This is a genomic window from Tenacibaculum sp. M341, from assembly GCF_004337695.1.
Taxonomy (GTDB): Bacteria; Bacteroidota; Bacteroidia; order Flavobacteriales; family Flavobacteriaceae; genus Polaribacter.
Genome location: NZ_SJXJ01000009.1, coordinates 64,478 through 90,542, shown reverse-complemented (window position 1 = coordinate 90,542; position 26,065 = coordinate 64,478). Strand labels below are relative to the sequence as shown.

Annotated in this window: 20 protein-coding genes; 17 read left to right on the top strand and 3 right to left on the bottom strand. The window is 28.4% G+C overall.

Annotated elements, in window-relative coordinates:
* Positions 1-8 precede the first annotated feature (8 nt).
* The 11 genes from EYW44_RS11785 (at position 9) to EYW44_RS11735 (ending at position 13,315) form a co-directional block, all read left to right on the top strand.
* Positions 9-1,259, top strand: coding sequence for an HD domain-containing protein (locus EYW44_RS11785; RefSeq protein WP_132723870.1), 1,251 nt, complete (start codon positions 9-11; stop codon positions 1,257-1,259).
* A 45-nt stretch (positions 1,260-1,304) separates the two neighbouring features.
* The gene (gene lpxD / locus EYW44_RS11780) at positions 1,305-2,345 is read left to right on the top strand and encodes a UDP-3-O-(3-hydroxymyristoyl)glucosamine N-acyltransferase (protein WP_132723869.1); all 1,041 of its coding nucleotides are present in this window, start codon (positions 1,305-1,307) and stop codon (positions 2,343-2,345) included.
* Positions 2,338-3,729 (top strand): bifunctional UDP-3-O-[3-hydroxymyristoyl] N-acetylglucosamine deacetylase/3-hydroxyacyl-ACP dehydratase, encoded by a 1,392-nt coding sequence (locus EYW44_RS11775; protein ID WP_132723868.1) that lies wholly within the window; start codon positions 2,338-2,340, stop codon positions 3,727-3,729. Before lpxD ends, EYW44_RS11775 begins: the two co-directional genes overlap by 8 nt.
* Positions 3,730-3,742: 13 nt before the next feature.
* Positions 3,743-4,528, top strand: a complete 786-nt coding sequence (gene lpxA, locus EYW44_RS11770) for an acyl-ACP--UDP-N-acetylglucosamine O-acyltransferase (RefSeq protein ID WP_132723867.1) — start codon at positions 3,743-3,745, stop codon at positions 4,526-4,528.
* A 10-nt stretch (positions 4,529-4,538) separates the two neighbouring features.
* A complete protein-coding gene (gene efp / locus EYW44_RS11765; protein WP_132723866.1) occupies positions 4,539-5,105 on the top strand; it encodes an elongation factor P in 567 nt (188 codons plus the stop codon).
* 4 nt (positions 5,106-5,109) lie between these two features.
* The gene (locus tag EYW44_RS11760; RefSeq protein ID WP_132723865.1) at positions 5,110-5,694 is read left to right on the top strand and encodes a hypothetical protein; all 585 of its coding nucleotides are present in this window, start codon (positions 5,110-5,112) and stop codon (positions 5,692-5,694) included.
* Between the two features lie 9 nt (positions 5,695-5,703).
* Positions 5,704-6,624 carry a UDP-3-O-(3-hydroxymyristoyl)glucosamine N-acyltransferase gene (locus EYW44_RS11755; protein ID WP_132723864.1) on the top strand — a complete coding sequence of 307 codons (921 nt, stop codon included), beginning with the start codon at positions 5,704-5,706 and terminating at the stop codon, positions 6,622-6,624.
* A gap of 67 nt (positions 6,625-6,691) precedes the next feature.
* Positions 6,692-7,567 (top strand): succinate--CoA ligase subunit alpha, encoded by an 876-nt coding sequence (gene sucD / locus EYW44_RS11750; protein ID WP_132723863.1) that lies wholly within the window; start codon positions 6,692-6,694, stop codon positions 7,565-7,567.
* 164 nt (positions 7,568-7,731) lie between these two features.
* A complete protein-coding gene (locus EYW44_RS11745; RefSeq protein ID WP_132723862.1) occupies positions 7,732-10,716 on the top strand; it encodes a M16 family metallopeptidase in 2,985 nt (994 codons plus the stop codon).
* A 97-nt stretch (positions 10,717-10,813) separates the two neighbouring features.
* Positions 10,814-11,560, top strand: coding sequence for a 3-oxoacyl-[acyl-carrier-protein] reductase (gene fabG, locus EYW44_RS11740; RefSeq protein ID WP_132723861.1), 747 nt, complete (start codon positions 10,814-10,816; stop codon positions 11,558-11,560).
* A 111-nt stretch (positions 11,561-11,671) separates the two neighbouring features.
* Positions 11,672-13,315 carry an ArnT family glycosyltransferase gene (locus EYW44_RS11735; protein ID WP_132723860.1) on the top strand — a complete coding sequence of 548 codons (1,644 nt, stop codon included), beginning with the start codon at positions 11,672-11,674 and terminating at the stop codon, positions 13,313-13,315.
* A gap of 491 nt (positions 13,316-13,806) precedes the next feature.
* Here the strand turns inward: EYW44_RS11735 and EYW44_RS11730 are convergent, their stop codons facing one another.
* The 3 genes from EYW44_RS11730 to EYW44_RS11720 form a co-directional block, all read right to left on the bottom strand.
* Entirely contained in the window at positions 13,807-14,202 is a 396-nt protein-coding gene (locus tag EYW44_RS11730; protein WP_132723859.1) for a helix-turn-helix domain-containing protein, read from the bottom strand.
* Between the two features lie 808 nt (positions 14,203-15,010).
* Positions 15,011-16,333, bottom strand: a complete 1,323-nt coding sequence (locus EYW44_RS11725) for a sensor histidine kinase (RefSeq protein WP_132723858.1) — start codon at positions 16,331-16,333, stop codon at positions 15,011-15,013.
* 1 nt (position 16,334) lies between these two features.
* Complete coding sequence (locus EYW44_RS11720; protein ID WP_132723857.1) at positions 16,335-17,705, bottom strand: sigma-54-dependent transcriptional regulator; 1,371 nt, start codon at positions 17,703-17,705, stop codon at positions 16,335-16,337.
* Positions 17,706-17,868: 163 nt separating this feature from the next.
* Between EYW44_RS11720 and EYW44_RS11715 the strand changes: the two genes are divergently transcribed.
* The 6 genes from EYW44_RS11715 (at position 17,869) to EYW44_RS11690 (ending at position 25,999) form a co-directional block, all read left to right on the top strand.
* The gene (locus tag EYW44_RS11715; protein WP_132723856.1) at positions 17,869-19,113 is read left to right on the top strand and encodes an efflux RND transporter periplasmic adaptor subunit; all 1,245 of its coding nucleotides are present in this window, start codon (positions 17,869-17,871) and stop codon (positions 19,111-19,113) included.
* A 2-nt stretch (positions 19,114-19,115) separates the two neighbouring features.
* Complete coding sequence (locus EYW44_RS11710; protein WP_132723855.1) at positions 19,116-19,511, top strand: hypothetical protein; 396 nt, start codon at positions 19,116-19,118, stop codon at positions 19,509-19,511.
* Between the two features lie 14 nt (positions 19,512-19,525).
* Complete coding sequence (locus EYW44_RS11705; protein ID WP_132723854.1) at positions 19,526-20,227, top strand: ABC transporter ATP-binding protein; 702 nt, start codon at positions 19,526-19,528, stop codon at positions 20,225-20,227.
* Between the two features lie 7 nt (positions 20,228-20,234).
* Complete coding sequence (locus EYW44_RS11700) at positions 20,235-22,649, top strand: ABC transporter permease (protein ID WP_132723853.1); 2,415 nt, start codon at positions 20,235-20,237, stop codon at positions 22,647-22,649.
* A gap of 1 nt (position 22,650) precedes the next feature.
* Positions 22,651-25,068, top strand: coding sequence for an ABC transporter permease (locus tag EYW44_RS11695; RefSeq protein WP_132723852.1), 2,418 nt, complete (start codon positions 22,651-22,653; stop codon positions 25,066-25,068).
* Between the two features lie 190 nt (positions 25,069-25,258).
* Positions 25,259-25,999 (top strand): GIN domain-containing protein, encoded by a 741-nt coding sequence (locus EYW44_RS11690; RefSeq protein WP_132723851.1) that lies wholly within the window; start codon positions 25,259-25,261, stop codon positions 25,997-25,999.
* Positions 26,000-26,065: the final 66 nt, after the last annotated feature.

The following is a 26,065-nucleotide window of genomic DNA, read 5'->3' as shown; positions in this document are numbered from 1 at the left end:
AAACATCAATGTACATTATTTTGGGCAAAACAAAAACGAATAAGCTAAAAATATTAAATGATCCTATTTACGGTCTGGTATCTATTCCTAATTCTTTGATTTTTGATATTATCGAGCATCGCTATTTTCAACGATTACGAAGAATATCACAAATGGGAATGACCAATTTGGTATATCCAGGAGCAAATCATACTAGATTTCACCATGCAATAGGTTGTATGCATTTAATGCAAAAAGCTGTTCAAGCTTTGCGCTCTAAACATATTGATATTTCTGAAGAAGAAGAAACGGCACTTTGTATAGCCATTTTGTTACATGACATGGGGCATGGAGCTTTTTCACATGCCTTAGAACACAGTATTGTAGATGGTATAGCACATGAGGAAATATCATTACTGTTCATGAAGAAATTAAATGAAGAGTTTGATGGAGCATTGAGTTTAGCAATTGAAATATTTGAAGGAAACTATTCCAGAAAATTTTTTCATCAATTAATATCAAGTCAGTTAGATATTGATCGATTAGATTATTTAAAAAGAGATAGCTTTTATACAGGAGTTGTTGAAGGAAATATTTCATCAGATCGATTAATTGCAATGATGAATGTTAGAGATAATGAATTAGTTATTGAAGAAAAAGGAATTTATTCAGTAGAAAACTTTTTAATAGCTAGAAGATTAATGTACTGGCAGGTTTACTTGCACAAAACTTCATTATCAGCAGAAACTTTATTGGTAAGAATTTTACAAAGAGCTAAATCTTTAGCAAAAGATGGAGTAAAAATTCCAGGTAACGATACATTACAATATTTTTTATCTAATAGTATTGACAAAGAAAAGTTTACTGATGAAACTTTGGAAAAGTTTTCAATGTTAGATGACTATGATGTGTTATCTGCAATTAAAAGCTGGTGTAATCATGAAGATTATGTGTTGTCAAGGCTTTCTAAAATGATAATTCATAGAAAATTACTTAGAATAGAGCTGCGTGAAAAAGAGTTTACTCAAAAGTTTGAAGACAAATTAAAAAATAAGTTAGTTCAAAAGTTAGGAGTTAAACAAGAGTATGTAGATGATTTTATAATTTTTGATAAAGTTTCTAATCAAACCTATAGTAAAAAATATCCTATTAAAATTTTAACTAAAAAAGGTAAAGTAAAAGACATTGTTAAAGCTTCTGATCATTTGAATTTAAGAACATTATCAAAGCCTGTTGTTAAATACTTTTGCTGTTATCCAAAGAATTTTGAGGTGAATTAGGAATCTGAATATTCATTCCACAAAAAATAATTACTTTTGCAACTAATGAAATTTACAGCAAAACAAATAGCCGATATTTTAAACGGAGAAGTAGAAGGTAATCCAGAAGAGATTGTTTCTAAATTATCTAAGATAGAAGAAGGCGAAAATGAATCATTATCGTTCCTCGCAAACCCTAAATATCAGCAATATATATATACAACAGAAGCATCAATTATTATAGTTAATAAAGATTTTACTCCAGAAAAGGAAATAAAACCAACATTAATAAAAGTTGATGATGCTTATAAATCTTTCAGCACTTTATTAGAATACTACAATCAAGTAAAAAACAATAAAGTAGGAAGAGAAGCTCCTGTTTTTATATCTGATTCTGTAGTTATTGGAACAGATGAATATATTGGAGCATTTTCTTACATAGGAAACAATGTAAAAATAGGAAATAACGTAAAAATTTATCCAAGTTCTTACATTGGTGATAATGTAGTGATTGGTGATAATACTACTATTTTTGCAGGAGTAAAAATTTATTCTGAGTCTGTTATAGGATCAAACTGTAAAATTCATTCTGGTTGTATCATAGGATCTGATGGATTTGGTTTTGCTCCAGATGAAAATGGTGAATATAAAGCAGTTCCTCAAATAGGAAATGTGATAATTGAGGATAATGTAGATATCGGATCGAACTCAACAATAGATAGAGCCACTTTAGGATCAACAATCATTAGAAAAGGAGTTAAGTTAGACAATCAAATACAAATAGCGCACAATGTTGAAATAGGAGAGCATACTGTAATTGCTTCTCAAACAGGTGTTGCTGGTTCTACTAAAGTAGGAAAGTATTGTATGATTGGTGGTCAAGTAGGAATTGTAGGTCATTTAACAATAGGAGATAAAGTAAGAATACAAGCTCAATCTGGTATTGGACGAAATCTTAAAGATAATGACGTTGTACAAGGCTCACCAGCATTTGGATATAACGATTTTAATAAATCGTATGTTCATTTTAAAAACTTACCTAAAACAATATCAACCTTACATAAACTAGAAAAAAACTTTAAAGCTCAAAATAATAAAGATGAGTAATAAACAAAGAACTATAGAAAATGAAATTACCTTATCTGGTGTAGGATTGCACACAGGAAACGAGGTAGTCATGACTTTTAAACCAGCACCAACGAATTTTGGATTTGCTTTTAAACGTGTAGATTTAGAAGGTGCTCCTGTTATTGAAGCTAAAGCAGATTATGTTACCAATACCCAAAGAGGTACTAACATGGAAAAAAATGGTGTACAAATAAATACATCAGAACATGTTTTAGCAGCAGCTGTAGGTTTAGGAATAGATAATTTATTAATTGAGATAAACGCATCTGAACCTCCAATTATGGATGGTTCATCTAAATATTTTATCGAAGCTTTAGAAGAAGCTAAGGTAATTGAACAAGATGCAGAAGTAGAAGAGTATGTTGTAAAACAAATTATCACTTACAAAGACGAAAATACTGGAAGTGAAATTATTTTAATGCCTTCAGATGAGTACCAAGTAACCACTATGGTTGATTTTGGTACGAAAGTATTAGGAACACAAAATGCAACTTTAGATACTATTTCAGACTTTAAAGAAGAAATATCATCAGCAAGAACGTTTAGTTTCTTACATGAGATTGAAACGTTATTAGAGCATGATTTAATTAAAGGAGGAGATTTAAACAATGCTATTGTTTATGTAGATAAGGAATTATCTGACACTACTACTGAAAAACTTAAAAAAGCGTTTAACAAAGACGATATTAAGATTAAATCTAACGGAATTTTAGACAATTTAGAATTGCGTTGGGCTAATGAAGCAGCCCGACATAAATTATTAGATGTTATAGGTGATTTAGCATTGGTTGGTACTAAAATTAGAGGTAAAGTTATAGCTAACAAACCAGGACATTTAGTAAACACAACTTTTGCTAAAAAATTAGCTAAAATTATAAAGCAGGAGAAGAGAAATAACGTACCAACGTACGATTTAAATCAACCTCCAATTATGGATATCCATGAAATTATGGATGTTTTACCGCACAGACCACCATTTTTATTAGTTGATAGAATTTTAGAGTTATCAGATAAACATGTAGTGGGAATGAAAAATGTAACAATGAATGAAGATTTCTTTGTTGGACATTTTCCTGGAGCACCAGTAATGCCAGGTGTATTACAAGTTGAAGCAATGGCTCAAGCTGGTGGTGTATTGGTTTTAAAATCGGTTCCTGATCCAGAAAACTATTTAACTTATTTCATGAAAATTGATAAAGTTAAATTCAAGCAAAAAGTATTACCAGGCGATACTTTAATATTTAAAAGTGAGTTAATAACTCCTATAAGAAGAGGAATTGCTCACATGCAAGCTTATGCTTATGCAAATGGGAAACTGGTAGCAGAAGCAGAGTTAATGGCACAAATTAGTAAAGTAAAATAAATAGGATAGAGGTATGAATCAACCGTTAGCGTATGTACACCCCCAAGCAAAAATTGCTAGAAATGTAGTAATTGAACCGTTTTCAACGATTCATGCGAATGTAGAGATAGGTTCTGGTACCTGGATTGGTTCTAATGTAACTATAATGGAAGGTGCTCGTATTGGAAAAAATTGTAGAATTTTTCCTGGAGCAGTAATTTCCGCAATTCCTCAGGATTTAAAGTTTAATGACGAGGAAACTACTGTTATTATAGGTGACAATGTAACCATTAGAGAATGTGTAACTATTAACCGTGGTACATCTGATAGAATGAAAACAGTTATTGGTGATAATTGTTTGGTAATGGCATATTGTCATATTGCACACGACTGTATCGTAGGTAATAATTGTATTTTTTCTAACAATTCTACGTTAGCGGGACATGTTACAGTTGGAGATAATGTTGTATTGGCTGGAATGGTAGCTGTACATCAATTTGCTTCTGTAGGAAATCATGCTTTTGTAACAGGAGGATCTTTAGTAAGAAAAGATGTTCCACCTTTTGTAAAAGCAGCAAGGGAACCACTTTCTTATGTAGGAATCAATTCTATTGGATTGCGTAGAAGAGGATTTACGACAGAAAAAATTAGAGAAATTCAAGATATTTATAGAATTTTATTTCAGAAAAACTACAATAATTCACAAGCAATAGAAATTATTGAAGCAGAAATGCAAGCAACTTCTGAAAGAGATGAAATTATTCAGTTTATAAAAGATTCTCACAGAGGTATTATGAAAGGATATTACAAAACAAATTAATCAAAATAACATGGCAACAACTTCAGATATTAAGAAAGGATTATGTATTAAGTACAATCACGATATTTTTAAAATTATTGAATTTTTACACGTAAAACCAGGTAAAGGTCCTGCTTTTGTAAGAACAAAATTAAAAAGTGTTACTTCTGGAAAAGTAATTGATAACACATTTTCAGCAGGACACAAGATTGAAGACGTTCGTGTAGAAACTCACAAATTTCAATATTTATATGCAGAAGGAGAAGATTTACACTTCATGAATACTGAAGATTACAATCAGATTACTTTACAAAAGAAAGTAGTAGATGGTGCTGAATTTATGAAAGAAGGAGAAGTAGTAACTATTTTAATTAACACTGAAGATAGTTTACCTTTATCTGTAGAGATGCCTTCTCATGTAATTTTAGAGGTTACTCATACAGAGCCTGGTGTAAAAGGAAATACTGCAACTAATGCAACTAAGCCTGCTACAGTTGAAACTGGTGCTAGAGTAAATGTACCTTTATTTATTAATGAAGGAGACAAAATTAAAATCGATACAGAAAAAGGAGCTTATTCTGAGCGTATAAAAGCTTAATAAGATGAAAAAAATTGCTATTGTATTTATGCTTGTATGTGGTGCTTTAACATCATGTAATATTGAAAGTATAAGTCAAAAAAAAGATAATCTAACAGCTAAAGATTTTAAAACTATAACTGTAGATTCTTTATATTCTTTAAGAGTACCAAGGTACATGAAGGAGATGAAAAGCTTAAATGACGACGCTTCTCTTGCTTATGCCAATGTTTTTAAAGAAGCTTATACAATTGTTATAGATGAGCCAATAGACGAAGTAATGACTTCGTTTAAAGAATATGAAATTTACAAAGAGGAAAAGTCACCTTTAGAGAATTATGACTATTACCAAATAGAAAGTTTTAAAGAGAGTATTGAAAATTTAGAAATTACCCCATTAAAGACTAAAACAATTAACGGTTATCCTGTTAAGCAGTACGTGTTTAAAGGTGAAGTAGAAAATATTCAAATAAGCTATTTAATTTCTTTAATAGAGTCTGAAAGTGATTTGTTTATGATTATGTCGTGGACATTGACCAATCGATTTGAAAGGTTTAAAGATTCTTTCATAAAAAGTCATGATTCATTTAAATCATCAAAGAAAAACTAACAACAGCAAGTGAAGTTCGAAAAGACACAAACTTTAAAACAAATAGCAGAGCTATTATCTGTAGAATTTGTAGGAGAAGAAAATTTTCCAATAACAGGTATTAATGAAATACATGTTGTGCAAGAAGGTGAAATTGTTTTTGTTGATCATCCTAAATATTATGATAAAGCTTTAGAATCTAAAGCGACTACCATATTAATTAATAAAGAAGTTGATTGTCCTGAAGGAAAAGCTTTATTGATATCAGATGATCCTTTTCGAGATTTCAATAAAATTACAAAACATTTTAATCCTTTTATAGCTTCTAAAGAAAGTATCGCTTCTTCAGCAGTTATAGGAGAAAATACAGTTATACAACCAAATGTTTTCATTGGAGAAAACGTACAGATTGGTAAAAACTGTATTATACATTCAAATGTATCTATTAATAACAACTGTATAATAGGCGATAATGTGATTATCTATTCTAATACAGTGTTAGGTAGCAATGCTTTTTACTACAAAAACAGACCAGAAGGTTTTGATCCTTTAGTATCTGGTGGTAGAGTTGTGATTGAAAATAATGTAGACTTAGGAGCTTCTTGTACTATAGATAGAGGAGTAACTGGAGATACTACTATTGGTGAAGGTACTAAAATTGATAATCAAGTACATGTTGGGCATGACACTGTAATAGGTAAAAAGTGTTTAATAGCTGCTCAAACTGGTATTGCTGGTTGTACGGTAATAGAAGATGAAGTAACCATTTGGGGACAAGTAGGTGTTGTAAGTGGATTACACATTGAAAAAGGAACAGTGTTAATGGCACAAACAGGTGTAATGAAATCACTTAAAAAAGGTGTATACTTTGGAACTCCGCAGAAAAAGTATAGACAAACGATGAGAGAAGTTATATATTTAAAAAATCAAACAAGTAACGAAAAAAAGTAACAATAATTTAATTGGTAATACTCAATTAAAAAACTATTTTTGCTTGACTTAAATAAAAAATAAACCAATGAGCGTTTTAGTAAATAAAGATTCAAAAATTATTGTACAAGGTTTTACAGGAAGTGAAGGAACTTTCCATGCTGGTCAAATGATTGATTATGGAACTAACATTGTTGGAGGTGTAACACCAGGTAAAGGTGGTCAAGAGCACTTAGGAAAGCCAGTATTTAATACAGTAGATGAGGCTGTAAAGCAAGCAGGAGCTGATACTTCAATTATTTTTGTACCACCAGCATTTGCTGCTGATGCAATTATGGAATCTGCAGAAGCTGGAATTAAAGTAATTATTTGTATCACAGAAGGTATTCCTACTGCTGATATGGTAAAAGTAAAATCATATATTGATTCAAAAGAAGATTGTACGTTAGTTGGTCCTAACTGTCCAGGAGTAATTACTCCAGATGAAGCTAAAGTTGGTATTATGCCAGGTTTTATCTTCAAAAAAGGAAAAGTAGGTATTGTTTCTAAATCAGGTACATTAACATATGAAGCTGCTGATCAAGTTGTAAAACAAGGTTATGGTATCACTACAGCAATCGGTATTGGTGGAGATCCAATTATTGGAACTACTACTAAAGAAGCTGTTGAATTATTAATGAATGACGAAGAAACTGAAGCAATCGTAATGATTGGTGAAATCGGTGGTCAATTAGAAGCTGAAGCTGCACGTTGGATTAAAGCTGATGGTAACCGTAAGCCTGTTGTTGGTTTTATCGCTGGACAAACTGCTCCTGCTGGTAGAACAATGGGACACGCTGGTGCTATTGTTGGTGGTGCTGACGATACTGCACAAGCAAAAATGAAAATTTTAGCTGAAAACGGAGTTCACGTTGTAGAATCTCCTGCTAAAATCGGAGAAATGGTAGCTAAAGTTTTAGCTTAATTTATAGCTAAAAATTAAATAAGCATATTTTCAAAAAAGCCAGATACTGTCAAGTGTCTGGCTTTTTGCATTAACATATAATAACACAAAATAACACTTGCATGTTTTGATATGTCAAAAAATAAGATATTTTTGTTTTACAAACTATTTATAAATGCTATATAATGAGATGTTTAAACAAAATTATCATTGTTTCACTGTTTACTATTTTTAGTATTAGCTGCAAAGAGACAAAAAACAATACCTCTGAAAATAAAGAGGTTAAAATAGAAAAGAAAAAAGACAACAAAGGATATGATTATGTAAGTTACACAAATGATCCTACTGGCTTGAGATTGTATACTTTAGAAAATGGACTTAAGGTATATTTAGCTCAAAATTTTAAAGAACCTAAAATTCAAACTTATATTCCTGTGAGAGCAGGTTCAGTTTATGACCCTTCAGATAATACTGGTTTGGCTCATTATTTAGAACACATGTTGTTTAAAGGAACAAGTAAAATTGGATCAGTAGATTTTGAAAAGGAAAAAGTAGAATTAAAGAAAATTTCTGATTTATATGAAAAGCATAAAGCAGAAAAAGATCCTGAAAAGAAATTGAAAATTTATGAAGAGATTGATAAAGTTTCTCATGAGGCTTCAAAATTAGCTATTGCTAATGAATATGATAATGCTATAAACAGTTTAGGTGCTCAAGGGACTAATGCTTGGACATGGCATGAGGAAACTGTTTATACTAATAAAATACCTGCTAATGAATTAAGCAAATGGTTAAAAATTGAAAGAGAGCGTTTTGGTGAGTTAGTTTTAAGGTTATTCCATACAGAGTTAGAAGCTGTTTATGAGGAATATAATAGAGCACAGGATAATGATTTTAGAAGATCAAGATATGCTTTAATGGATGCTTTATTTCCAAATCATCCATATGGTCAACAACCAACCATTGGTGTTTCTGAGCATTTGAAAAATCCGTCAATGGAAGCTATTCATGCATATTTTGATAAGTATTATGTACCAAACAACATGGCTATAATTTTGGTTGGTGATTTACAGTTTGAAGAAACAATTCAAAAAGTAAGTGAAGCTTTTGGAGACATGAAACCAAAGGAAGTTACGTATCCGGAAAGAGCTAAAGAAGTAGCAATTGATAAACCTATTGTAAGAAATGTTACAGGACCTGAAACAGCCAGAGCTAGTATTGCTTTTCGTAGTCAAGGAATTGGTTCTGAAGATGAAAAATTTCTTACTATAATCGACTATATTTTAAATAATAGTACCGCAGGTTTAATTGATTTAAATTTAAATCAAAAACAAAAAGTTCAAAATGCAGGTAGTTCTACTCAATTTATGAATGATTATGGTTTTCACCAATTTTATGTTACACCAAAAAATAATCAGACTTTAGAAGAAGCTACAAAATTAGTACTTGGTGAAATTGAAAAAGTTAAAAAAGGAGAATTTGAAGATTGGATTATTGATGCAGTTGTTAAGAATTTTGAATTAAATGAAGTAAAGCAAAATGCTAATGCTAGGTCAGTTGCAGATCAATACGTTTCTGCATTTATTCACTTCCAAGATTGGGGAGATAAAGTAAAATTCTTAGATGAATTAAGAAAGATAAAAAAGAATGATCTAGTTAAATTCGCGAATAATTTTTACAAGGAAAATTATGTTGTTGTAAACAAAAGACAAGGAAAAGTAGGTGATTTAGTGAAAGTACCAAAACCTAAAATTACTCCTAATAAATTAAATAGAGAGAAAGTTTCTGATTTTGTGGCTAATGTAACAAGTACTGAATCTCCAAAAATATCTCCAAAATTCATTGATTATAAAAAAGTAATTCAGAAAAGTAAAATTTCTAATGGACTTGAAGTTGAGTATGTTAAAAATAATGATAATGACTTAGCTGAGTTAGATATTGTTTTTGATATGGGGAAAGATCATAATAAGAAACTTCCAATTGCAGTTGGTTATTTAGAATACTTAGGAACAGATAAATATTCTCCTGAAGAACTTAAAAAAGAGTTCTATAAAATAGGTATTGATTATGGTGTAAGTGCAGGAGGAGAACGATCTTATGTTTATTTATCAGGTTTACAAGAAAATTTAGATAAAGGATTAGCTTTACTAGAAGATTTATGGAACAATGCAAAAGCAGACCAAGAAACGTACAATAAATATGTAGATAAAATAGCTAAACAACGTAGTGATAATAAACTTAGTAAGGGACAAATTATGTGGAATGGTTTGTGGAGTTACGGTCAGTACGGAGAAAAATCACGTTTAAGAGATATTTATACAATTGATGAGTTAAATGGTTTTGATCCAGAAGAATTGGTTAGCATCGTTAAAGATTTAAAGAATTATAAACATAGAGTTTTATACTATGGAAATGATTTAAATGAAGCGAAATCATCATTAGAAAAAAGTCATAATATTATAGCAGATTTAAAAGATTATCCAAAGGAAAAAAAGTCATATGAATTTGCTAAAACAGGTGATAATGTATATTTCGTGAATTACGATATGGTACAGGCTGAGATGCTATTTTTAGCAAAAGGAGAGAAGTTTAATCCTGAGAAAATGGCTGTTTCTAACGTGTTTAATTCATATTTTGGTAGTGGTTTATCTTCTATAGTATTTCAGGAAATAAGAGAGTCAAAATCGTTAGCTTATTCAGCATTTTCAGCTTATGGTAATGCCGCTAAAAAAGATGATCCTGATTTTACCTATGCCTATATAGGTACTCAAGCAAACAAATTGCCTGATGCAGTAAATGCCATGATGGATTTAATGAATGATATGCCTGAAGCAAAAAAGCAATTTGATGCAGCAAAAAAAGCTGCGTTAAAGCAAATTGAAACTCAAAGAATTAATGATACAAGTATTTTTTGGACATATGAATCTTTAAAGAGAAGAGGGTTAGATAATGATAACAGAGAAGAAATTTATAATGCTATCAAGAATCTAACAATGAAAGATCTAAAAAACTTTTTTGAAACTAATATTAAAGGGCAAGACTATAATATTATGGTACTAGCTAATAAAAAAGATATCGATTTAGAATCATTATCTAAGCTAGGAAAAGTTAAAGAGTTAGATGTTGATCATTTATTTAATTACGAGAAGTCAAAGAAAATAAAAATGTAATTCAAAATTTACATATATAAATCAAAATCCTGTTAAGATGCTTCTTTAGCGGGATTTTATTTTTATATTTGAAGCCGATATAATAACAACTAAATAAATGAAACTTTTAGAAAATAAAACAGCTATTGTTACTGGTGCTACTAGAGGTATTGGTAGAGGAATAGCTATAGAGTTTGCTAAACAAGGTGCTAATGTAGCATTTACATATAACTCTTCTGTTGATGCAGCAAATGCTCTTGAAGAAGAGTTAAAAGCATTAGGAGTTAAAGCTAAAGGATATCAATCAAATGCAGCTGAGTTTGATGCTGCTCAAGAATTAGCAAAAAATGTTTTAGAAGAGTTTGAAACTATAGATGTTTTAGTAAATAACGCAGGTATCACTAAAGACAACCTTTTAATGCGTATTTCTGAAGACGATTTTGATAAAGTAATTGAAGTAAATTTAAAGTCTGTTTTTAATTTAACTAAGGCGGTTATTCGTCCAATGATGAAACAACGTAAAGGTTCAATTATTAATATGAGTTCTGTAGTTGGTTTAAAAGGAAATGCTGGACAAGCTAATTACGCTGCTTCAAAAGCAGGTATTTTAGGTTTTTCAAAGTCAGTTGCTTTAGAGTTAGGTTCTCGTAATATTCGTAGTAACGTAGTTGCTCCAGGATTTATTGAAACTGAAATGACAGCTAAATTAGATGAGAAAGTAGTAGAAGGTTGGAGAAATGAAATTCCATTAAAGAGAGGAGGAACTCCTGAAGATATTGCTAATGCTTGTGTATTTTTAGCTTCAGATATGAGTGCTTACATTACTGGCCAAACTTTATCAGTAGATGGCGGAATGCTAACTTAATCATAAAATAATAATTGTGTTTATAATACAATATTACTTATAACATTCATAAACTCATATACTTAAAGTGTATGAGTTTTTTGGTATAAAAAACATAATGATCCATTATATATGAAAAAAATAACTCCATTTTCAGCAGTAATTATTTTAATAATAATTGTTACTATTATAGGTTTACCATTAACATTAATGCCACCAGATGCAGCTTTGTATGCTTCCATTTCTAAAGAAATGTACTTAAATAATGATTTTATTAATTTGTATTCTTTAGGAAAAGATTGGCTAGACAAACCTCACTTACCTTTTTGGTTAACAGCTATTTCGTTTAAAATATTTGGTGTTTCAAATTTTTCATACAAATTACCAGGAGTATTAATTTTCTTTTTTGGAGTTTGGATTACTTATAAATTTGCAAAAGAAGCTTATGACAAAAAGACAGCTATTTTAGCTTCTATAATTTTATCAACTTCATTACATAGTGTAATTTCAAATTTTGATGTTCGAGCTGAACCTTTTTTAACAGGATTTATTGTAGCTGGTTTGTACTACTTCTTTAAATACATACAATCAAAAAAAATATCGTATATAATTTTAGGATCTTTTTTTTGTGGTTTAGCAGTAATGACTAAAGGAATTTTTGCATTGATACCAATTGTCGCAGGAATTGGAGGACATTTCATTGTAAAAAGAAAATGGAAAGAAATAGCAAATCCGATGTGGCTTCTATCAATTGTATTAATATTTATTTTTATTATTCCCGAGTTATATTCTCTATATCAGCAGTTTGACTTACACCCAGAAAAAACAGTTTTTGGAAAAACAAATGTTTCTGGAATACGATTTTTCTTGTGGGATAGCCAATTTGGACGATTTTTTAATACAGGTCCTATAAAGGGAAATGGAGATATTTTCTTTTTTATTCATACAATTCTTTGGGCATTTTTGCCATGGGGAATAATTTTTTACTTAGCAACATTTTTAAAGATTAAGAGAAACATAAAAAAAGTAAAAAAAGAAGAAGAGTTTTATACACTTTTTGCAACTTTAGCTACAGTCGGTATTTTTTCATTGAGTAAATTTCAGTTAGCACATTATACCAATATTGTATTTCCTTTTATGTCAATCATAACGGCCGATTTTATAATTCGATTGAATAATGAATATTTAAAATTTCATAAAGCATACAAAATTATATTATGGTTTGTAATTGCATTGTCTATAATTGTAGTCCCTGTTATTAGTTTAATAATGGTTCCAGATTTTAACTGGTTAATATTAGTGGTTTTAATTTTAGTATTACTATCGATAAGGTTAGTGATAAAATCAGATTTTGATACTATTAAAAAGTTATTTTATTATGCAGCAATTTCATTTAGCTTTTTATATGCTTTTATGCTAACACATTTTTATCCAACATTGTTTAATTATCAAGGAGGTGTGAATGCAGCAAAGTATGCTAATGTAAATTTTAAAAATGAACCAATTCATTTTTTGAGTAATGCTCATAAATTTGAAACAGAATTTTATTTAGAAAAACCTGTTATTAGAGTTGATAAAAATGAGTTATTAAATTTTTCAGGAAAACTATTTTATGTCAATGAAAATGATATTAGTTATTTAAAAAAGCATCACATAGATTTTAGTATTGTAAAAGATTTTGATTTTTATAGAGTAACCAAATTAAAAGGTAGTTTTGTAAATAAGAACACTAGAGATAAAACATTGAGAAAAGTGTTTTTAGTAAAATTGATCTGATCAAATTATAACACTAAATTTTGTTTTTGGATGATGTAGTCTAATATTAGATTACATCATTTTTTGTTTTAACTCAATTCTGATTTTATTTTTAAAAATTTGCTGAAAAATTCTTCGAAAAAAAAGAAAAAATATATCCTTTTTCTTGATTTCAAATTAAGGGAATATTGAAAAAATAGTATTCTATAGTTGAAATTAAAGTTTCAAATCACTGAACAAGCTTCAAAAATGAATATAAAAAGTACAAAATTCATATTTGCTAAAGAAAATAATAAAATATTGAGATTTTCGTAATCGCTGAGAATCGTGTATTTGAAATTTTCTGTACGATTATACAGTATAATTAATTCTCAGTGATTGTAGTTTAATAAGAAAATATGATGTTTTTATGTTTATAATATCAGATATACTTATAATTAAAAAGTCTGCATGCACACATACAGACTTTTTTAATAATTAGGGATTATTTAAATAGTAACTTAAAAAATAAATTACTGGTTAAATGCTTTGAAACTACCATCATCAAATAGTAGTATAACTTTAACTATTGATTTTGATTTATTGATATTTATAATTTTTTCTTTTGTTTCTATAATATCTGTCTCTTTAATAACTTCTTGTTTTTCAATTATTTCATTTTCTATTGTATTAAAAAGGGAAGTATTATTAACTTCTGATTTCTTATTAAATGATCCTTTACCATACAAGAGCCAATCTAAATTTACATCGTCAAATGCTTTATCAACTTTCATGATAAAGTCTAAACTTGGTTTATTTCTACCAGATAATAAATGTGAAATACTAGATCTTGGAACATCTATTTTCTCTGCAAAAGTAGAAGATGATAGGTTATAATATTCAATAATGGTTTTAATACGGTCAATCATAATACAGTTATTTACAAATGTAAACAGTAGTAATGTTTAATATTGTAAATATAATAAATTTTACAATTGTAACAAAGTTATTTCAGTTTTTAGGAGCATAATAGCACTTTATAGAAGTCTTTTTTGTTCTATTTATCATTAAAGTGAAGTTGTTTAGAAAACTGTAAAACAAGTAGTTATGTGTTTTGTATCAATTTTATCTATAACGTTTTTTAGAGCAAATTCATAGCTAATAAAAGGTGTTTATAACTGTAAAACTTAAATAATAACTATAAATTATAGGATTATATGATCATAAATAACTTGTACAGTCAATTAATCCTTTAAATGCTTAATAGACTATAAAAGGTAGATATTTTATACTATTAGAGTCGAATACAATTGTAAACAACACTTTATTTCATTGTATTTAGCTAAGATTAGCCATTATATAGGACTATATTTACTTCTTTAGAAGGATAATAGCTAAATTTTAAGCTATTTATTTAACTTAATGAAGATTGTAACACTTAATTAGTTCTCTAAGATACTTGTTGCAGCAACTATTGCTAGTTATAAGATGTATACAATTGTAACTTGACTTAAAAGACTATTAATAGCTGAAAATCAATAAATAATAGGTTTATAAGACTTTTCGAAGATATTTATCGTATATAAACGCCATAAGTAAGTATGTAATATCACAATTATCACTTAAATGACTTTGTTGTAGCGAAAATATGCTTTAATAAACAATTTACATTTGTTAAATAAAAGTATTTACAAATGTAGTTATGCGTTTTTAATACATTTGTTCACATTTGTAACATTAATTTTTAAAAGTAATTGTAAAACAAGTTTCCCCTTTTTGAGATTCAAACTGAATAATTCCATTATGAGCTTCTACAATACTTTTAGTTAAGGTTAAGCCAATTCCTGAACCATTTTTTCGAGTTGTAAAATATGGAATAAAAATATTGTCTTTAATTTCATCAGCAATTCCAATTCCATTATCTGTTACCTTTAAATAAGTTCTTATTTTATCAGAAGCAACTGAAATATTTATTTTTGGATTTGAAATATTCTCTACAGCATAAATACAATTTGAAATTAAATTGATAATAACTTGTTCTATTTGTTCTTTATCAGCATTAATTGCAAATTTATCGGTAGTATTATATGATATTAAAATACCTTTACTTTTAAATTCTCTATCAAATAAAGAAATAGTGTTTTTTACAATTGAAGTTAAATTCACTATTTTTTTATTAGGCAAAGGAAGTTCTGCTAATTTTCTATAAGTATCAACAAAAGAAGTTAAATGATATGATCTTCTTTTAATTATTTGCAATCCTTCAGAAAGTTCTTCAACTGTTTCATCATCAATACTATCATCTGTAAGTAATGAATCTAAATTTTCAGCTAAACTACTAATAGGAGTAATGGTATTGATAATTTCATGAGACATTACATTCATTAACTTATACCAGGCTTCTTTTTCTTTTTTATCAATTAATTGTTGAATAGTTTCTAATGATAAAATAATGTAATTATATTCATTAGTTTTTGTAACTGAGGTTTTTAAAAAGAATGTTTCTTTATCATTATTAACAGTAAGTGAAACTGTTTGCTTCACTTTATTCCAATTATCAATATAATTTTTTAAAGCACCAATTTTTGTTTTCAATAAATTCCAATCATGAAATTTTGGAATCTGTAAAAACTCAACAAATGCTTTATTAATTTGAAACACTTCTATGTTTTCATTAGAATCTTTTCTAAGAATTAGTAAACCAATGCTTAAACTTTCAATTATATTGGTAAATATAATTTGTTCTGATGTTTTTTGTAAACTGAGTTTACGATGTTTTTCTAATAATAAAGCGGTTTTATTGTGTAATGGGTTTTTTCTTTTTTCTTTAGAAATAGTATTTGAATAATCTTCATATAAAAGACAATCCATTGATTTTTCAATATCAGCAAACAATTTTTTGATATAATCAATACATAAAAACAACTGTAATATTAGTAGTAAGAAAAAACCACTAGCGCTAACTACATAATTTTCTTTAAAAAAATAAAAAACTATAATACCATTAATAATCATACACGTAATGCGTATTACTATTTGTAATAATTGAGGTTTTCCCATTTTATATGTTATGTTTTTCTAATCTTCTATATAAAGCAGCTCTTGTTAAACCTAAATCCTTTGCAGCCCTTGAAATGTTTCCTTGATGTTTTTGTAAAGCTTTCTGAATCAGTAATTTTTCTGTTTCTTCAATATTTAAGTTCGTATCTAAACTTGCTTCTATTTTTTTTGTTGAAAAATGTAAATCTGTAGTATCTATTTTGTCAACATCAGAAATAATTACCGCTCTCTCAACAATATGTTCAATCTCTCTAATATTACCAGGCCAATGATAATTATTCATAGCTGCTTTAGCATCTTTAGTAAAACCTTCTATTTCTTTTCTATATTTTTTTGTTAGTTTTTTTAAAAAATGATCGGCCAATAATATGATATCTTCTTTGCGTTCACGTAATGGAGGTAAATTAAGTTCTATTGTATTAATTCTGAATAATAAATCTTGTCTGAATTTTTCTTCATCTACCATTTTATGAATAGGAGCATTAGTAGCACAAATTATTCTTACATCTATAGGTTTTTCAGTACCTTCACCTAATCGAGTTACTTTTCTATTTTGAATAACAGTTAATAATTTCGATTGTAAGTGTAAGGGTAAATTTCCTATTTCATCTAAAAAAATAGTACCGCCTTTGGCCAATTCAAATCTACCAATAGTATCTTTTTGAGCTCCTGTAAAAGCTCCTTTTACATATCCAAATAACTCACTTTCAAACAAATTTTCATTTAAAGAACCTAAATCAACATGAATAAAAGGATGGTTTTTTCTATCAGATTGTAAATGAATTTCTTTAGCAAACACATATTTACCAGTACCGTTTTCTCCTAAAATCAGTATGTTAGCATCTGTTGGCGCTACTTTATAAGCCAATTTTACAGCAGATTGCATTGCTGGTGAATTACCAATTATATGTTCAGTTTGTTTATGAAAATCTTCATTTTTCTGCTTTTGAACAGTTTCTAGTTGAGTTGTTTTTCGTTTAGAACGAGCAAGTTCTACACCTGCATTTACAACACTATACAACTTTTCAGTTTTCCAAGGTTTTAAAACAAAATCGCTAGCTCCTTGTTTAATAGCTTCTACCGCTAAATTAACACTACCAAAAGCTGTCATTAAAATAACAGTAGTTTCAGGACTAACTTCTTTAATGTGCTTTAACCAATACAATCCTTCTTTACCATCTTCAAAACCAATACGATAATTCATATCTAGTAATACAACATCTACTGTAGTTTCAGTTAAATGATTTCCTATTTTCTTAGGATTGTTAGTGGTAATAATTTTATTAAAATATTTTTTCAAACTAATTCTTGCCGAAAATAAAATATCATCATCATCATCAACAATTAAAATAGTAGCTTCTTTTTTTCTCATGCTACATAGTTACTCAATTGTTTGAATATGAACAAAAATATGTTCGTTTTTGAACATCATAAAAAATGCTTTCAAATATAAATTCCTGATAATTAGTGTTTTAAATTTTATTTTTTCATGGCACATTAATGGAATAGTATTAAGCAAATGAAATAAAACTAAGATGGATAAGCAAATCAAACCTAAAAACAAAAAGACAAAGAAAATGTTATTACTTAGCATCCCTTTCCTTTTATTATTTGGAATACTTTTTATGAATCTAACACATAAAAAGCAGGTAAATTTAAACAAAAAAGACATTGTAATTAAAGAAGTTACCAAAGGTGATTTCGAAGATATGGTTTTATTAAGTAGTACCGTTGAGCCTAAAACTTCTGTATTAGTTAATGTTATTCAAGGTGGATCTATTTCTGAAATTTATGTTGAAAGTGGTCAAATGGTTACTGAAGGAGATCCTTTATTAAAAGTGTACAATCCGAATGCCGAGTTAAACTACTTAACACAAGAAACTGCAATTATTGAACAAATTAACAACTTAAGAAATATTAGAGTTAGTATTAAAAATCAACAATTAAACTTAGATCAACAATTATTACAAATTGAAAATGATTTTAAAAATGCAGAGCGTCAATACAAATTAGATACTACCTTATATAGTAAAGGTGTAGTTGCTAAAAATAATTTTCTTAAAACATCTCAAGAGTTTTCTTTTCAAAAAGAGAGAAACAATGTGATAAAAAAGAGTGTAGATGAAGAGCAAAAAAGTAGAAAAGTACAATTATCAAGAATAAATGCTTCTATTGCTAACATGGAAAAAAGCTTGGATTTATTAAGAAAAAACAAAGAAAACTTTACAGTAAAAGCACCAGTAACAGGTTTATTGTCTTCATTTAACTCAAACTTAGGAGAAAGTTATACTCAAGGACAATCTGTAGGAAAAATAGATGTGTTAAACGGTTACAAACTAGTTTCTAAAGTAGATGAATACTACATTTCTAAATTAGAAGAAGGCATTAAAGGTAATGTAAGTATTAACGGAAAAAATGAAGACATTAAGTTGTCAAAAATTCATCCAGAAGTAATAAAAGGAAGATTTACAGTTGAATTACAATTCAAAAACGATTCTTTAATTAAAGAAGTGAAAAGAGGTATGACTCTAAAAAGTAAACTTTTCTTATCAAACAACAGTAAGGCTTTATTAATTACAAAAGGACAATTTTATCAGAGTACAAATGGAGCTTGGGCTTTTGTATTAAACTCTAAAGGGGAAGCAGAAAAGAGAAACATAAAAATAGGTAGAGAAAACCCTTTTTATTATGAAGTTTTAGAAGGCTTAAAAGAAGGCGATCAAATTATTACCTCTAGTTACGATGAATTTATAGATGTAGAAAAAATAAATATTCAATAAAAATGAAAATAATAAACATAATACTTTTAACCATTTTAATATCTTCCTGCGCAAAAAGTATCTCTTACGATAATATTACAGTCAAGAATTGGGAAGTAGAAACAGGGAAAGATTCATTTAAATCTTCTTTTGAAGACTTCTCAGGAGATACTTATCAGAATTTTGAGCTAGCAAAAGGTGACAAATTACATTTGAATTTTGAAACTAACTTAAAAGAAGGAACTGTTGAGTTTCATTTAAAAGATGATAACAGTAACAATTTGTGGACTTCATCAACCAAAAATATAGGTGAAGATAGTGACACATTAAACATATTAATAGAAGAAACAGGCGTATATAAATTAATAACAAGAGGAAACAAAGCCTCAGGAGAATTTAATTACGTATTTAAAAAATAAAAAACACATTCAAAATGATAAAATTAACAGATTTAGTAAAAGTATATAGAACAGAAGAAGTAGAAACTACAGCATTAAATAAATTAAGTTTAGAGGTAAAAGAAGGAGAGTTTCTATCTATTATGGGAGCCTCTGGTTGTGGAAAATCTACATTATTAAACATTATAGGAATGTTAGATGCTCCAGATAACGGAAGTTATATTTTTGATACAACTGAAGTGGGGAAATTCAATGAAAAAGAAAGAGCTAGCTTACGAAAAGAAAATATTGGTTTTGTATTTCAAAACTTCAACTTAATAGATGAATTAACTGTTTTTGAAAATGTAGAATTGCCATTAATCTATAACAAAGTAAAAGCATCTGAAAGAAAGAAAAGAGTTACTGAAATTTTAGAGCGTATTGGTATTGCACACAGAGCAAAACACTATCCGTTACAATTATCAGGTGGGCAACAGCAACGTGTAGCAGTCGCAAGAGCTTTAGTTACCAATCCAAAATTAATTTTAGCAGATGAACCTACTGGGAATTTAGATAGTAAAAGCGGAAATGATGTAATGGAACTATTAACAGAGTTACATGCTACAGGAGCAACAATTGTAATGGTTACACACTCATCATACGATGCCCAATTTTCTTCAAGAGTAATTACATTAAAAGATGGAGAAGTTGTTTCAGAAAAAGTAAGAGAACACGAAGTAGATTTACTTGTAGAATAAAATTGTTATGTTAAAAATTTGGGCAAAAATATTTTATAGAAACAGTAAGAAAAACTGGTTAAACATAGTAATAAATGTACTAGGCTTAACACTAGGTTTTGCTGGTTTACTTATTGTTTTACTTTATTTAAATGATGAGCAGAATTATAATATTTATAATTCAAATAAAAAAGATGTTTTTAGAGTAGTACACAAAATGTCTCATGGAGAAGTATGGTCTACTAGTACAACGGCTGAAGGAAATATTTATATTGAAGAAATACCTGAAGTAAAAGATTGTTACTTGTCTGACAGCTGGTATGAAAGCACTTTAATTAAAATAAATGAAAAAAAAGTATTTACAGATCATTTGTTACAAGGTTCATCTAACTTTTTTAACTTTTTTGACTTTGAAATTATAGAAGGAAGCGTTGATGAATTTAAAAAAGCTAGAAATCATATAGCATTATCTGAAAATCAAGCTAAAATCTTGTTTAACAAAAAATCGGGAGTTGGTAAAACCATAAGTTTTCTAAACAGAGATTTTCTTGTTACCACAGTTTATAAAATTAAAGGAAAACATTTTTTTATGCCAAAAATAGTGTTTCAATATGAAAGACCTCCAAGGGCAGATTGGGGTAATTTTTCTAGTTCTTTATTTATTAAACTAGTTAATGATGCGGATGTAGCTTCAGTGACCAAAAAAGCGGACGATGTTTGGTATAAATACTCAGTATTACCAAATGCAAAAGCAGACGGAATTACTCCTGAACTATTTGAAGAAAAACACGGAACCAAAGTTCATTTAGAGCAATTAGAAAACATACGTTTACATACTATTTCAGACGATGGCGGTCCTGAAGGTAAAGGCAATTATAAATTAATACTTAGCTTTCTTACGCTATCAGTATTGCTAATTATAATTTCATCAGTAAACTTTATCAATCTTTCTATAGCTTCTTCTACACAAAGAGCTAAAGAAGTAGGAGTAAAGAAAACGCTAGGATTATCTAAAACTACTTTATTATTCCAGTATTCATCTGAAGTATTATTTCAAGGAATTTTATCATTCATCTTTTCACTTGTTTTAGTTGAATTGATACTGCCTTCATTTAATAGTTTCATGTATAAGAAGATAACACTTTTTAATTTTAATGTATTATGTAAACTTTTGTTAATAGTTTTATGTATCTCTCTTTTAATAGGAAGTATAGCAGCTATTTATGTAACAAAGTTTAGAGCTATAGATGTTTTAAAAGGTAATATTTCAAGAAGTAAACAAAGTGTTTTGGCTAGAAACATAATGTTAGGATTTCAATTTATAATTTCAGGTTTCTTTATTACAGGTTCAGTAATAATTGGCAAACAAGTTAATTACATGATGAATAAAGATTTAGGCTTTAATGGAGATCAAGTACTAATGGTTTCAATGAATAGTTATGGTGATAGATACAAAAAATATCTTTTGGCTAAAGAACAATTAATAAAACATCCAAATATAACAGCAGTAACTAGTAACTCTTTCATTATTGGTGGAGGAAGTGCTAATTCAACAAATGTTAATCATAAAGATATTTCTATACAATCAAATTCTAATGCTATAGATTTTAATTATTTAGATGTTATGGAAATACCTATTTTAAAAGGTAGAGTAATAAAAGAAAAAATAGCTTCAGATACTATTAAAAATATTTTAATAAACGAAACCTTGGCCAAATCTCTAAACTTATATAATGATCCAATAGGGAAAATTATAAATTTGGGTTTTGGTTCAGAAGATAATGATGGTAAAAACATGCACGTTATAGGTATGGTAAAAGATCATCATACTCTTGGACTAGACAATAAAATACCGCCTACATTTTATACTCATTGGAATAGTTTTGATTGGATGAAATTGAATTTTTGGAGAATTCAATTGAAAATAAAACCAAACAACGTAAAAGAAACCTTAAATTATATAGAAAAGTATTGGAAAAATAATATTGAACAAGACTATCCTTTTAGTGCAAGTTTTGTTAATAAAAGATTTGCTAGAACGTATAAAAAGTATCAAAAACAACAGACTCTATTTCTAATACTAACAACGGTTGTTATTATTATTTCTTTATTGGGCTTATTTGCCTTGGCTACATTAACAATTCAACAACGCTTAAAAGAAGTAGCAATTCGTAAAACATTAGGTGCCTCAGTAAAAGAAATTATGTATTTATTAATCAAAACATTTGTAAAAATAGTATTGTTTGCATCTGTCATTTTAATACCATTAGCTTACTACTTTATACAAGATTGGTTAAACAATTTTGCTTACAGAATTGAAATGCCATTATTACCATATGTGTTAACTCCAATTACATTAACATTATTAGTATTCTTAGTTGTTGGTTACAAGGCTTATAAAGCTTCTAAAATAGATTTAATAAAATATTTAAAATTTGAATAATATGTTACAAACGTGGTTTAAAATATTTTTCAGAAATCAGAAAAAAAATTGGTTAAACATTTTAATCAATATCTCAGGACTTACCTTAGGTTTAGCCGGTTTATTAATCGTGTTGTTATACTTAAAGGAAGAAAAAAGTTACAATCAATGGAACCCTAATAAAGATAATGTTTATAGGGTAAACATTAAACATAAAACAAATGGAATATGGTTTGTAGCCAATCCAGGACAGTATATTACTTATAAAAATGAGATTCCAGAGGTGGAAGATGCTGTAATGATTAATCATAGATACAGTGAGCGAGTTATAAAATTCGAAGATCATTCAGAGTTTTCAAAAAAAGGAATATATACAGATCCAGGATTTTTCAAATTTTTCCCTTTTAAAATAATTGAAGGTTCTACAGCTAAGTTTGAAGAAAACAGACAGCAGATTGCGCTGTCAGAAAGGTTAGCTAAAAGAATTTTTAAAGGAATGTCGGCTACAGGTAATATTGTTGAAATAGATTCAAAAAATTACACTGTTGCTTGTGTCTATCAAATAGAAAAAAACTCTCATTACGAACCAGAGCTGTTAATACAGTTTAGTGAGCCTTTTGAAGTTCATTGGGGAAATCATAATAACGAATTGTTCTGTAAACTAAAAGAGAATTCCGATATCACTGCTGTTAAAGCAAAAATGGATAATATTTTAGTAGAAAAGTTTTATAAACCTCAAGCAAAAGATGAAGGAATAGATTTTAATAATTATAGAGATCGTTATGGTGTTAATGAAGTTTTATTAGATAATTTAGATACCATGTATTTACATAACACAGCTGGTAGAGCTGGCCCTAGTGGAACGGGTAATTACCAGTTATTAATGGTGTTATTAGGTTTATCAATATTACTGATTGTAATTTCTTGTGTAAACTTCATTAATTTATCTATTGCTACGGCTACACAAAGATCTAAAGAGGTAGGAGTGAAGAAAACATTAGGATCTTCAAAAAAACAATTGATTTTTCAGTATGTCTTTGAAATTGTTTTACAAGGTTTAGTCTCATTTATGCTAGCTTTAATTATAGTTGAATTGATTTTACCTTATTTTAATCAATTTATCAATAAAGAAATCACAATACTAAGTTTCTCATCTATTGGATTACTATTTTTAGTAACTATTGTTATATCGTTTTTTGTAGGTAGTATTCCAGCGGTTTATTTGGCCAATTTTAAAGCTGTAGAAGTTTTAAAAGGTAATATTTCCAAAACAAAAAGAGGAAACTTAGCTAGAAATATAATGTTAGGACTTCAGTTTTTAATCTCTGGTTTTTTTATCATTAGCATTTTTGTAATTAATTCACAAATAGAGTATATGATGCAGAAAGATTTAGGCTTTACACAAGAGCAAATATTAGCTGTTTCAATTTATAATATTGATGATGAGTATGATAAGTATAAGTTAATAAAGAAAGAATTATCAGGGAATCCAAATATTGTAGACATTACTACAAGTATGTTTGTTCCTGGTGATGGTTTTGTAAATGGTACAAATTTCCGTTTTCCTGAAAAGGATATTAGCTTCAATAGCGCTTCTAACATAGTAGATTTAAATTATGTAGATTTTGCAGGGTTAAAATTACTAAAAGGAAGAACTTTTTCTGAAAAGTTTGTCTCAGATACTATTAACAGTGTCATTATTAATGAAACCATAGCTAAAAGTATGGGAGTATATGATAATCCTATTGGTAAAAAAATTAGAATAGGTTGGCAAGAAGATGAAGAAGCAGATTTAGAAATTATAGGTATGATTAAAGATTACCATTTTGATGGTTTTGATACTGAAATTTCTCCAATGTTTTTAGTTAGTTGGGATGCATTCTCTTTTGCTAAAAATTGGATGCCTGCAATTCAGTTTAAACTAAAAACTCAAAATATTGAAGAATCTATAGCTACTATAGAAGAGTTTTGGAGAGAAAATTTAGATACCAAATATCCGTTTTCTTACGAGTTTTTAGATAAAAAGTTTGCAAAAACCTACGATAAGTATAAAAAACAGCAAGTAATGTTTTTAATCTTATCAATTGTAGTGGTAGTTATCTCTTTATTAGGCTTATTTGCTTTAGCTACCTTAACTATTCAACAACGTTTAAAAGAGGTTGCCATTCGTAAAACATTAGGCGCTTCTGTCAAAGAAATAATGTATCAATTGATAAAGAGTTTCTTAAAAATAATAGTATTTGCTTCATTGTTTTTAGTACCTATAGCTTACTTTTTTATGCAAAACTGGTTAGACAATTTTGTTTACAAAATAAGCATGCCTACATGGCCATATTTAATAACACCTGTAATATTAGTGGTCCTTGTGTTTTTAGTTGTTGGTTTAAAAGCTTACAATGCAACCAAAGTAGATTTAATAAAATATTTGAAGTTTGAATAATGAATTGAAAACTAGCAGTTAGAAATTAGAAGCTGGAGGAATTAAATAATCTTTTAGTTTCTAATTTTCAAAAAATCAACCAAATGATTCACTAATTTTTAGTAGAAATCGTCACAAATTAAAAATTGATGAGTCTTTAGTGTGAATAATTATTCTCGTTCAATTTAAAAACTGACTTAAAAATTAAAAGATGAAATTAAAATTAATAGTAGCAATCCTATTGTGTTTTACATTAGGTATAAATGCACAGAAGAAAATAGATTTAAGTAACAACTTTAATAAAATTATTGTGAGTCCACATATTGAAGCTGTACTTAAAAAAGGAATGCAAGCAAGTATAGAAATAGAAGATATTGCTGTTCCTGAAGAGAAATTTAAATATGAGTTAAAAAACAATACATTACAAGTATATTTAGAAGGAGCTAAAACGTATACGAAGAATAAAAAAGTAGTATATAACAATCGTAAAAGAAAAATACCTTTATACAAGAATAAAGTAGCTAAAGTGATTATCACGTATACAGATGTAGAAACTTTTTCTTTAAGAGGAGAAGAAAAAGTAACTCTAGAAAGTCCTATTGATAGAAATAGATGTAAAATACGCGTATATGGAAAATCGGAAGTAGAGATCAATGAAGTTACCGTTGATGATTTACGTTTAACAATGTATGGAGATGGTTTATTAAATATTAAAAGTGGAAACGTTAGAAAACAAAAGATTACAGCTTACGGTGCTAGTAAAGTATTGGTTGATAATGTTGAATCTAATGAAAGTAAAATTACCGCTTATGGTGATGGAACTTTTAAATTAAACGCTTCAGAAAGAATAAAAGTAACATCTTACGGTGAAGCAACTGTATTATACAAAGGTGATGCTGAAGTAAAAAACGGAATTATTATCGGAGAATCTACAATTAGAAGAATCGATTAGTTTAGAATTAAAAGCTTAATAAAAACAGCAGCCCATTTAAAATGAGCTGCTGTTTTGTTTTATTAG

What these genes read in the sequence shown, in the direction of transcription:
- EYW44_RS11785 (WP_132723870.1), top strand. Translation starts at nt 9, where the DNA reads ATGTACATTATTTTGGGCAAAACAAAAACGAATAAGCTAAAAATATTA.
- lpxD (WP_132723869.1), top strand. Translation starts at nt 1,305, where the DNA reads ATGAAATTTACAGCAAAACAAATAGCCGATATTTTAAACGGAGAAGTA.
- EYW44_RS11775 (WP_132723868.1), top strand. Translation starts at nt 2,338, where the DNA reads ATGAGTAATAAACAAAGAACTATAGAAAATGAAATTACCTTATCTGGT.
- lpxA (WP_132723867.1), top strand. Translation starts at nt 3,743, where the DNA reads ATGAATCAACCGTTAGCGTATGTACACCCCCAAGCAAAAATTGCTAGA.
- efp (WP_132723866.1), top strand. Translation starts at nt 4,539, where the DNA reads ATGGCAACAACTTCAGATATTAAGAAAGGATTATGTATTAAGTACAAT.
- EYW44_RS11760 (WP_132723865.1), top strand. Translation starts at nt 5,110, where the DNA reads ATGAAAAAAATTGCTATTGTATTTATGCTTGTATGTGGTGCTTTAACA.
- sucD (WP_132723863.1), top strand. Translation starts at nt 6,692, where the DNA reads ATGAGCGTTTTAGTAAATAAAGATTCAAAAATTATTGTACAAGGTTTT.
- EYW44_RS11745 (WP_132723862.1), top strand. Translation starts at nt 7,732, where the DNA reads ATGAGATGTTTAAACAAAATTATCATTGTTTCACTGTTTACTATTTTT.
- fabG (WP_132723861.1), top strand. Translation starts at nt 10,814, where the DNA reads ATGAAACTTTTAGAAAATAAAACAGCTATTGTTACTGGTGCTACTAGA.
- EYW44_RS11735 (WP_132723860.1), top strand. Translation starts at nt 11,672, where the DNA reads ATGAAAAAAATAACTCCATTTTCAGCAGTAATTATTTTAATAATAATT.
- EYW44_RS11730 (WP_132723859.1), bottom strand. Translation starts at nt 14,202, where the DNA reads ATGATTGACCGTATTAAAACCATTATTGAATATTATAACCTATCATCT.
- EYW44_RS11725 (WP_132723858.1), bottom strand. Translation starts at nt 16,333, where the DNA reads ATGGGAAAACCTCAATTATTACAAATAGTAATACGCATTACGTGTATG.
- EYW44_RS11720 (WP_132723857.1), bottom strand. Translation starts at nt 17,705, where the DNA reads ATGAGAAAAAAAGAAGCTACTATTTTAATTGTTGATGATGATGATGAT.
- EYW44_RS11715 (WP_132723856.1), top strand. Translation starts at nt 17,869, where the DNA reads ATGGATAAGCAAATCAAACCTAAAAACAAAAAGACAAAGAAAATGTTA.
- EYW44_RS11710 (WP_132723855.1), top strand. Translation starts at nt 19,116, where the DNA reads ATGAAAATAATAAACATAATACTTTTAACCATTTTAATATCTTCCTGC.
- EYW44_RS11705 (WP_132723854.1), top strand. Translation starts at nt 19,526, where the DNA reads ATGATAAAATTAACAGATTTAGTAAAAGTATATAGAACAGAAGAAGTA.
- EYW44_RS11700 (WP_132723853.1), top strand. Translation starts at nt 20,235, where the DNA reads ATGTTAAAAATTTGGGCAAAAATATTTTATAGAAACAGTAAGAAAAAC.
- EYW44_RS11695 (WP_132723852.1), top strand. Translation starts at nt 22,651, where the DNA reads ATGTTACAAACGTGGTTTAAAATATTTTTCAGAAATCAGAAAAAAAAT.
- EYW44_RS11690 (WP_132723851.1), top strand. Translation starts at nt 25,259, where the DNA reads ATGAAATTAAAATTAATAGTAGCAATCCTATTGTGTTTTACATTAGGT.